Source organism: Streptococcus sp. 27098_8_109, assembly GCF_041432295.1.
Taxonomy (GTDB): domain Bacteria; phylum Bacillota; class Bacilli; order Lactobacillales; family Streptococcaceae; genus Streptococcus.
This window is the reverse complement of sequence record NZ_JAPVZJ010000014.1, coordinates 45,326-54,152: the sequence shown is the minus strand read 5'-3', so window position 1 is coordinate 54,152 and position 8,827 is coordinate 45,326. Positions and strand designations below refer to the sequence as shown.

General features: G+C 40.8%; 8 protein-coding genes. 2 read left to right on the top strand and 6 right to left on the bottom strand.

What is annotated here, in order from left to right:
- On the bottom strand, positions 1-740 hold a 740-nt coding region (locus O3664_RS06820), incomplete at its 3' end, for a MerR family transcriptional regulator (protein ID WP_084926912.1).
- 340 nt (positions 741-1,080) lie between these two features.
- Between O3664_RS06820 and O3664_RS06815 the strand changes: the two genes are divergently transcribed.
- A complete protein-coding gene (locus O3664_RS06815) occupies positions 1,081-2,421 on the top strand; it encodes a sodium-dependent transporter (RefSeq protein WP_084926913.1) in 1,341 nt (446 codons plus the stop codon).
- A 40-nt stretch (positions 2,422-2,461) separates the two neighbouring features.
- Here the strand turns inward: O3664_RS06815 and manA are convergent, their stop codons facing one another.
- From manA to O3664_RS06800, 3 genes are all read right to left on the bottom strand, one after another.
- Entirely contained in the window at positions 2,462-3,406 is a 945-nt protein-coding gene (gene manA / locus O3664_RS06810; protein WP_371613811.1) for a mannose-6-phosphate isomerase, class I, read from the bottom strand.
- Between the two features lie 120 nt (positions 3,407-3,526).
- The gene (locus O3664_RS06805) at positions 3,527-4,966 is read right to left on the bottom strand and encodes a 6-phospho-beta-glucosidase (protein WP_247949780.1); all 1,440 of its coding nucleotides are present in this window, start codon (positions 4,964-4,966) and stop codon (positions 3,527-3,529) included.
- Between the two features lie 208 nt (positions 4,967-5,174).
- Positions 5,175-5,435: a SemiSWEET family transporter gene (locus O3664_RS06800; protein WP_001291472.1), complete on the bottom strand. Its 261-nt coding sequence runs from the start codon at positions 5,433-5,435 to the stop codon at positions 5,175-5,177.
- 326 nt (positions 5,436-5,761) lie between these two features.
- Here O3664_RS06800 and O3664_RS06795 point away from each other — a divergent pair, with 326 nt between their 5' ends.
- Positions 5,762-6,106, top strand: coding sequence for a lipopolysaccharide assembly protein LapA domain-containing protein (locus tag O3664_RS06795; protein ID WP_000913393.1), 345 nt, complete (start codon positions 5,762-5,764; stop codon positions 6,104-6,106).
- A gap of 165 nt (positions 6,107-6,271) precedes the next feature.
- Here the strand turns inward: O3664_RS06795 and O3664_RS06790 are convergent, their stop codons facing one another.
- Both O3664_RS06790 and spxB read right to left on the bottom strand, forming a co-directional pair.
- On the bottom strand, positions 6,272-6,619 hold the full coding sequence (locus tag O3664_RS06790; RefSeq protein WP_001052638.1) for a VOC family protein: 348 nt from the start codon (positions 6,617-6,619) through the stop codon (positions 6,272-6,274).
- 154 nt (positions 6,620-6,773) lie between these two features.
- A complete protein-coding gene (gene spxB, locus O3664_RS06785; protein ID WP_000191819.1) occupies positions 6,774-8,549 on the bottom strand; it encodes a pyruvate oxidase in 1,776 nt (591 codons plus the stop codon).
- Positions 8,550-8,827: the final 278 nt, after the last annotated feature.

The following is an 8,827-nucleotide window of genomic DNA, read 5'->3' as shown; positions in this document are numbered from 1 at the left end:
TATTTTGTCTGAGTTTGGACATAATGAGCAATCACATCTGATGTGTACTGGGCTGTTCCAGGTCCAAATTTGTCAATGTTTTCCTTAAACTCTGGGTTATAAACGTAGCCTTTACCGATATAACCGAATACTTCAATAGTACAATCAAATCCATAAGTACGGATGGCTTGCAAGAGCTTGGCTGCTTGCTCTTGGTTTTCAGTTGCTGTTGCAGGCAAACCAGCTTGAAGATTTTGTGCCAAGGCTCGAAAGACTTGATTGAAGGCAGCCGTAGCTTCGTCTTCGTGACCTTTTTGGCGCTCGAGCGCTTGGTCCATCACATCTTGTCCATACTTCTCTACCGCCTCTTGGTGGTATTTTTGATGGTCTTGATAGTTAAATCCTGCGAATTTCTCTTGAATGCTCATTTCTCTTTCTCCTTTTTGTTCTTGAATGGTTTTTTGCAAGGTGGAAATCAAGGTATCCAGATGTTGCCTTTCTCGAGTCAAATAGTCCAACTGTCTAGTCAAGTGAGGCAATAAATCTGATTTATCTTCCTTTAATAGCTCTGCTATTTTTTCCAAAGAAAAACCTAGGTATTTGTAATAAAGAATAACCTGAAGGCGTTCCAAATCCTCCTGACTGTAGGTTCGATAGCCGTTTTCCGACTTTAAAGGAACCAAGAGCCCTATCTTGTCGTAGTGATGCAGGGTCTTGACAGAGACACCCGAAAGCTGGGCAGCTTCTTTTATATGGTACATGATTTCCTCCTTATACTCAATGAAAATCAAAGAGCAAACTAGGAAGCTAGCCGCAGGCTGTACTTGAGTACGGTAAGGCGACGCTGACGTGGTTTGAATTTGATTTTCGAAGAGTATTACATTGATAGTATAACCCCTCCCCCTAGGTCAGAGTCAAGCGTTTTTGCGAAATTTTTTACTTTATCATAACATGAAAATGGTTTTCTTGACAGACCTTAGAAAACATGATAGGATAGTCAAGTCTATCAATCAAAAGAAAGGCTCATTTTGAGTACTGATGAGGCTATTTGCCAAGGGCAGTAGCTTTTTCTTTTGTAATACTAATTTTAGGAGTTTAACTATGTCTGAAAAATCGCAATGGGGTTCTAAACTGGGCTTTATCCTAGCATCTGCTGGTTCAGCCATCGGACTTGGTGCCGTTTGGAAATTCCCCTACATGACTGCTGCTAATGGTGGAGGAGGCTTTTTACTTGTCTTTCTCATTTCCACTATTTTAATTGGTTTCCCCCTTTTGCTGGCTGAATTTGCTCTCGGCCGAAGTGCTGGTGTCTCAGCAATCAAAACCTTTGGAAAACTCGGCAAGAATAGCAAGTACAACTTTATCGGTTGGATTGGTGCCTTCGCCCTCTTTATCCTCTTATCTTTCTACAGTGTTATTGGAGGATGGATTTTAGTCTATCTAGGCATTGAGTTTGGAAAATTGTTCCAACTTAGCGGAACGGGGGATTATGCTCAGTTATTTACTTCAATCATTTCAAATCCAGCCATTGCCCTAGGAGCTCAAGCAGCCTTTATCCTATTGAATATCTTCATTGTATCACGTGGGGTTCAAAAAGGGATTGAAAGAGCTTCGAAAGTCATGATGCCCCTGCTCTTTATCATCTTTGTCGTCATCATCGGTCGTTCTCTCAGTTTGCCAAATGCCATGGAAGGGGTTCTTTACTTCCTAAAACCAGACTTCTCTAAGCTGACCAGTGCTGGTCTCCTATATGCTCTGGGACAATCTTTCTTTGCCCTCTCACTAGGGGTTACAGCCATGCTGACCTATGCTTCTTACTTGGATAAGAAAACCAATCTGGTTCAGTCAGGGATTTCCATCGTAGCCATGAATATCTCGGTATCCATCATGGCAGGTCTAGCCATTTTCCCAGCCATGTCAGCCTTCAATATCCAGTCTGAAGGGGGACCAAGCTTGCTATTTATCGTCTTGCCTCAGCTCTTTGACAAGATGCCTTTTGGAACCATTTTCTACATCCTCTTCCTCCTGCTCTTCCTCTTTGCGACGGTCACTTCTTCCGTTGTTATGCTGGAAATCAATGTGGGTAATATCACCAATCAGGACAACAGTAAGCGTGCTAAATGGAGTGCTATTTTAGGAATCTTGACCTTTGTCTTTGGAATTCCTTCAGCCCTATCTTACGGTGTTATGGCGGATGTTCATATCTTTGGGAAGACCTTCTTTGATGCTATGGACTTCTTGGTTTCTAATCTCCTCATGCCATTTGGTGCTCTCTGCCTTTCACTCTTTACAGGCTATATTTTTAAGAAGGCTCTTGCCATGGAGGAACTACACCTTGATGAACGAGCATGTAAACAGGGACTTTTCCAGGTCTGGCTCTTCCTTCTTCGTTTTATCATTCCTATCATCATCATCGTGGTCTTTATCGCCCAATTTATGTAATCAAAAAGGACTTGAGTAATGAACTCAGGCCCTTTCTTTTTTATGGATGACTAACAATCAATTCCAAACCTTGCCCTTCCAGAATCCAAGCTTCAACATCACTTGGTAGGATAAAGTGGCTGCCTTTTTGGATTGGATAGTTTTTTCCGTCAACAGTTAGCTGACCTTGACCAGCTAAGACACTGAATAAGGTGTAATCAGCTGTCTTCTCAAAATCAACTTTTCCAGTGATTTTCCACTTGTAAACTACAAAGAAATCATTAGATACAAGGAGAGTGGAACGCAAATCATCTGCTTTAACAGTTACAGGACGGCTATTGGCAGGCTCTCCAATGTTCAAAACATCGATAGATTTTTCAAGGTGAAGTTCACGCAAGTTGCCATTATCATCCTTACGGTCAAAGTCATAGACACGGTAAGTGGTATCGCTAGATTGCTGAGTTTCAAGAATCAAAATTCCTGCTCCGATAGCGTGCATGGTGCCACTTGGTACATAGAAGAAATCTCCAGCCTTTACAGGAACTTTTGTCAACAAGGCATCCCAGTTCTTGTCCTCGATTTGCTGGCGGAGTTCTTCTTTTGACTTGGCATTGTGACCATAGATAATTTCTGAACCTTCATCCGCTGCGATAATGTACCAGCATTCTGTTTTTCCAAGTTCACCTTCATGCTCTAGTCCATAGGCATCGTCTGGGTGAACTTGGACACTGAGCCAGTCGTTGGCATCCAGAATCTTAGTCAAAAGTGGAAATACAGGCTCAGGACGATTGCCAAACAATTCACGATGTTCCGCATACAAAGTAGCGAGGTCTGTTCCCTGGTAGCGTCCATTGGCAACTTTAGAGACTCCATTTGGATGGGCTGAGATGGCCCAATATTCTCCGATTTTTTCACTTGGGATGTCGTAACCAAACTCATCACGTAGCTTGGTTCCACCCCAGATTTTTTCTTGCATAACTGATTGTAAAAATAATGGTTCTGACATGTCGATCTCCTGTCTGATTTTTCTCCCCTCATTATAGCAAAAAGCTCCATCTAATTGAACTCTTTTTCACATATTATAAAGTAGGGAGAAGATTTTATAAAAATAGTGAATAAATGTGATCTACTCAATGATTGCACCATTGCTGGCAATGACATCCTTGTACCAGTAGAAGGATTTCTTCTTGCTACGTTTGAGGCTTCCATGACCAGCATTATCTCGATCCACATAGATAAAGCCATAGCGCTTGTTCATTTCGCCTGTTCCAGCTGAAACCAGATCGATACAGCCCCAAGTCGTATAACCAAGCAAGTCAACTCCATCTTGGTAAATGGCATCTCGCATAGCCTTGATGTGAGCTTCTAAGTAAGCAATCCGATAGTCATCTGCTACATAACCATTTTCATCCGGTGTATCCATAGCACCGAGTCCATTTTCTACGATGAACATAGGCTTTTGGTAACGATCCCAGATGGCATTGAGGGTGATACGAAGACCAAGTGGGTCAATCTGCCACCCCCATTCTGAAGATTCAAGATAAGGATTTTTGAGAGAGGCAAAGATATTTCCAGCAGTTAATTCTTTAACTTCTGGATCACCTGAGGCTACTAGACTTGCATAGTAAGAGAAGGAAACAAAGTCAACAGTATTGTCCTTCAACAACTCTAAATCTTCTGCAGTCATTTGAATCTCGATTCGCTCACGCTCCCACTGCTTCTTGGCGTAGTTTGGGTATTCCCCACGCGCTTGAACATCAATGAAGAAGTAACTCTTGCGGTCTTCCTCCATGGCTGCCCAGTAGTCTCTTGGATGGGCTGTGTTAGGATAGTATTGCCCTGCAGCCAACATACATCCCACCTTATTTTCTGGGTCAATTTCGTGGGCAATCTTTGTCGCAAGAGCTGAAGCTACCAACTCATAGTGTGCAGCCTGATATTTAACCAGTTCTTGATTTTCTCCTTCTTCAAAACAGAGCCCAGCTCCCATAAAGGGGGCATGGAGAATCATGTTGATTTCGTTGAAGGTAAGCCAATATTTGACCAAACCCTTATAGCGGGTAAAGAGTGTGCGACAAAGTTTTTCATAGAAGTCTAACATCCGACGATTGCGCCAACCACCGTACTCTGTAATCAAGTGCATAGGACAGTCGAAATGAGTGATAGTCACCAGAGGTTGGATACCATACTTGTGGCACTCCTTAAATAAATCCTCATAAAAGGCTAGACCAGCTTCATTTGGCACTGTTTCGTCGCCCTTAGGAAAAATCCGAGTCCAAGCAATGGATAGACGATAAGTCTTAAAGCCCATTTCCGCAAAAAGGGCAATATCTTCCTTGTAATGATGGTACATATCAATAGCTTGCTTGGCTGGGTAAAAATAGCCCTCCTCAAACGAAAACATCTTTTTCTGACCTGTGATAATGGCTTCACGATCTGGACCGATGGGGACGACATCCACATTCGCCAATCCACGACCTTCTAAATTATAAGCACCCTCACACTGGTTGGCAGCTGTCGCTCCGCCCCACAAGAAACCATCCGGAAAAGTCAGTTTTTCGGTCATAACTCTACTCACTTTCTTATTTGCTTGTTCATTTACTTATATTATAACTTATTCTGTAAACCTTTTCTTATAAAATACTGTGACATACTGATACTATTCTACTATTTAAGTTTATCAGATTGTTTTTTAAAAAATTATCCTCTAGAAAAAGTAAATAGCCTCCCCTGAAACAAAAAAGAAGACTGAAAACTAGTCTCCTCTGTTCCTTTTAAATCAAAGCTGTAATAACCGTCACTAGGCCAAAAATAATACCTGGTGCATTAGCTGCTGCAAGGGGGATATCTCTTTCTTTTTTGAAAAGACCGTAGTAAACCCAGAGACTACAGTTGATGGCAGCAACCAAGGGCTGGATGAAATTTCCTTTTTGACCAGCCAGATTGTTCATGATTTGTGGGAAGTAAGACACATACATCATAACAGACATAAAGGTCGCTACCCAACCTAAAATTTTCATTTGTTTTTCAGACATTTTCAAAACCTCTTTCATTTTTACTGAATCTTATTTTAAAATATTCTTTCAAAACAATCAAGTCTTTAAAACTTTTGTTATAAAGATATAAACTATCACAATCTTGTTATAAGAAAGAGGGAACAGAAAAAAGACCGAATTGCTCCGTTCTGTTTACTCAATCAAATATTAGAAAATGAATACTCCTTTTCAATGAATCGATTGATTGATGGTAAATAAGCCGTTAGAAATTATTGACAGTATCGAAATTTTCTAGTAAAATGAATTTTGTTAATACCTAAATGGTGTGTAGTTTTCTATCAACATAGTCAGGAGAAAAGGAACTTATGCTAAAAAAATTTAATGAATTGTCACTGAAAGATAAGGCTTATCTAATTGGCGGTTTGAGCTTATTAGTCATTGTGATCTCATTTGGTCTACTCAATCGTCAAACAGTAACTGTCAGTCTTGTCTTTACACAACTATCTGCTCCCTTGATTTTGGTGATTTTTACTTGTCTAGTAATCGGGATCATTGCTGGTAGTGCTATTGGTATTAGCTATCACCATAACAAGACTCAAGATCTGAGAAGCCGCATTGCTGAAGCAGAAGCGACTATCAATATAAAAGACAGGGAGCTTGTCCAGTACGAGGAACAGGTGCAACAATTAAAACAGGAAGCCAAACAATAAGTGTAGAAATCATAACCACCCGTGAAAACGGGTGGTTTTTTGTCTCGCACCTAACGGAGCGAGACGGACTGAAAGTCGCATAAATACAAAAAAGATCGAATTGCTCCGATCTTTTTAAGTTTCACTCCAAGAATGTTTAGATAAAAAATTTGATAATAGAATTACCTACTTCATACGATAAAAATCAATCACTAGACCAGCAGGCCCTTTAACTAATAAGGACTCTGTTCCCCAATCGGTTACAGTTGGTCCGTTTAAAACCTGGATACCAAGTTCTTTCAACCGTTGGTAATTCTGGTCTACATCCTCAACCTCGATATGAAGAATGATTCCTGACTGAAAATCTTCCAAAGGAATCAAATGATTTTGGGACAACATCAGACAGTGACTGCCAATCGTAAACTGAGCAAAACTGTCATCAACATAATCGGGCTTTTTATCCAAAATACGCTCCAAGTCAGCACAGACTTGGGGAACATCTGAAACGATAATATCTAATTGATTTAAATTCATTTACTATCCTCCATAAAAAGACCGGATTGCTCCGATCTTTTTAAGTTTCGCTCTAAGAAAATCAAAGAATAAACAAGGCATCGAACCGCAGGCAGTACTGAAGTACGGCAAGGTGAAGATAACACAGTTTAAATTTGATTTTCGACGAGAGGAATTATTTAATTGCGCGTGATTGCAAACCTTCTTCTTCCAAGAAGAGGCGGAATGGTACGAGTTCTTCTGCTTCGTATTTTTCCTTGAAGTCTTTGATTGCTTCTTCTGAGTGAAGTTTTGGATCCAATTCAAGTACTTCTACTGGAAGTGGACGGTGTGGAGTGATGCGAGCATCGATCACAACAGTTTTACCTTCTTTGTTGAGTTTAACAGCTTCTGCAACAACTGCATCGATGTCTTCGATACGGTCAACTGTAAATCCTACAGCACCTTGAGCTTCAGCGATTTTCGCATAGTCAGCATTAGGGAAGTCACAACCAAACAAGTGTTTGTTTGTGTCTTCGTATTTGTCCTTGATGAAGGCATATTTACCATTTGAGAAGACAACGTTGATAACTGGAAGGTCGTATTGAACGTTTGTGATAACGTCTGGGTAGCACATGTTGAATGCACCGTCACCCATGATGTTCCATACTTGGCGATCTGGATTGTCTTTCTTAGCAGCGATACCACCAGGAAGGGCAATACCCATTGTCGCAAAGAGTGGAGATGTACGCCACATGTTCTTAGGTGTCATGTGAAGGTGACGAGTAGATGTTTGAGTAGTGTCACCTACGTCGATTGAGTAGATAGCGTCTTGATCAGCATGTTTGTTGATTGCATTGTAAACTTGATACAATTGCAATTCACCCTCAGTTTTACCTTCGATTTTGTTCATGTAATCACGCCAGTTTTGGTTGTTCTTAACGTTTGCACGCCACCATGGAGTAGATTCAACTGGGTTCACTTTGTCAAGGATAGCTTTAGCTGCTTGACCTGCATCACCAAGGATTGAAGCGTCTAGGGCATGACGTTTACCAAGTTTGTAAGGGTCGATATCCACTTGGATGAATTTTTCAGTATTCTTGAATGCTTGGTAAACTTCAGCAAATGGGAAGTTTGAACCAAGGAAAAGAACTGTGTCTGCTTCAAAGACCACTTCGTTGGCTGGCTTCCAACCAACACGGTAAGCAGAACCTGTCAAACCTTCATAGTTCCATTCAAAGGCTTCAAAGTTTTTACCAGTTGTGATGATTGGTGCTTTGATTTTACGTGACAATTCAGTAATCACTTCACCAGCTTTAACACCACCGTAACCAGCATAGATAACTGGACGTTCAGCATTGTTCAAGATTTCAACAGCTTTGTCGATTTCAACTTCGTTCAAAGCAGGAGCGATGAATGAACGTTCGTATGAACCTGAACCGTAGTATGAATTTTCGTCGATTTCTTGGAAACCGAAGTTTACTGGAATTTCAACAACAGCTGGACCTTTTTTAGAAACTGCAGCACGGCAAGCTTCATCAATTACTTTTGGCAATTGCTCAGCGTAAGCTACACGTTTGTTGTATACAGCGATACCGTTGTACATTGGGTTTTGGTTCAATTCTTGGAAAGCATCCATGTTGAGTTCGTTAACTGGACGTGATCCAAGAATTGCTAGGAATGGAGTGTTATCCATAGCTGCATCGTAAACACCGTTAATCAAGTGAGTCGCACCTGGACCACCTGAACCAACTGCAACCCCGATTGAGCCGCCGAATTTAGCTTGCATAACCGCTGCAAGAGCACCTGTTTCTTCGTGACGAACTTGCAAGAAGCGGATATCTTTGTCTTCAGCCAAAGCATCCATCAATGAGCTGAGTGTTCCTGATGGGATACCGTAGATTGTGTCTACGCCCCATGTTTTCAATACATTAAGCATTGCTGCAGATGCAGTAATTTTCCCTTGAGTCATAATGATAACTCTCCTTCAAATATTTTTAAATCTACTAAAAAAGGTTTCATATAGTTTTTGAAAACGTTTCAGTAAATTTTTACAATACTAATTTATCACATTTATTTTGACTTTACTAAGAATCTGCTCAGAAGTTTTTATTCTCTATTACAGTACAGTTTGAAAACGTTTTTAGCTTCTGTTTTATAATACTCAATGAAAATCACAGAGCAAACTAGGAAGCTCGCCACAGGTTGCTCAAAGCACAGCTTTGAGGTTGCAGACAAAGCTGACGTGGT

Excerpts from the sequence above, each read along its gene's own strand:
- O3664_RS06815 (WP_084926913.1), top strand. The coding sequence starts at position 1,081 with ATGTCTGAAAAATCGCAATGGGGTTCTAAACTGGGCTTTATCCTAGCA.
- manA (WP_371613811.1), bottom strand. The coding sequence starts at position 3,406 with ATGTCAGAACCATTATTTTTACAATCAGTTATGCAAGAAAAAATCTGG.
- O3664_RS06805 (WP_247949780.1), bottom strand. The coding sequence starts at position 4,966 with ATGACCGAAAAACTGACTTTTCCGGATGGTTTCTTGTGGGGCGGAGCG.
- O3664_RS06800 (WP_001291472.1), bottom strand. The coding sequence starts at position 5,435 with ATGTCTGAAAAACAAATGAAAATTTTAGGTTGGGTAGCGACCTTTATG.
- O3664_RS06795 (WP_000913393.1), top strand. The coding sequence starts at position 5,762 with ATGCTAAAAAAATTTAATGAATTGTCACTGAAAGATAAGGCTTATCTA.
- O3664_RS06790 (WP_001052638.1), bottom strand. The coding sequence starts at position 6,619 with ATGAATTTAAATCAATTAGATATTATCGTTTCAGATGTTCCCCAAGTC.
- spxB (WP_000191819.1), bottom strand. The coding sequence starts at position 8,549 with ATGACTCAAGGGAAAATTACTGCATCTGCAGCAATGCTTAATGTATTG.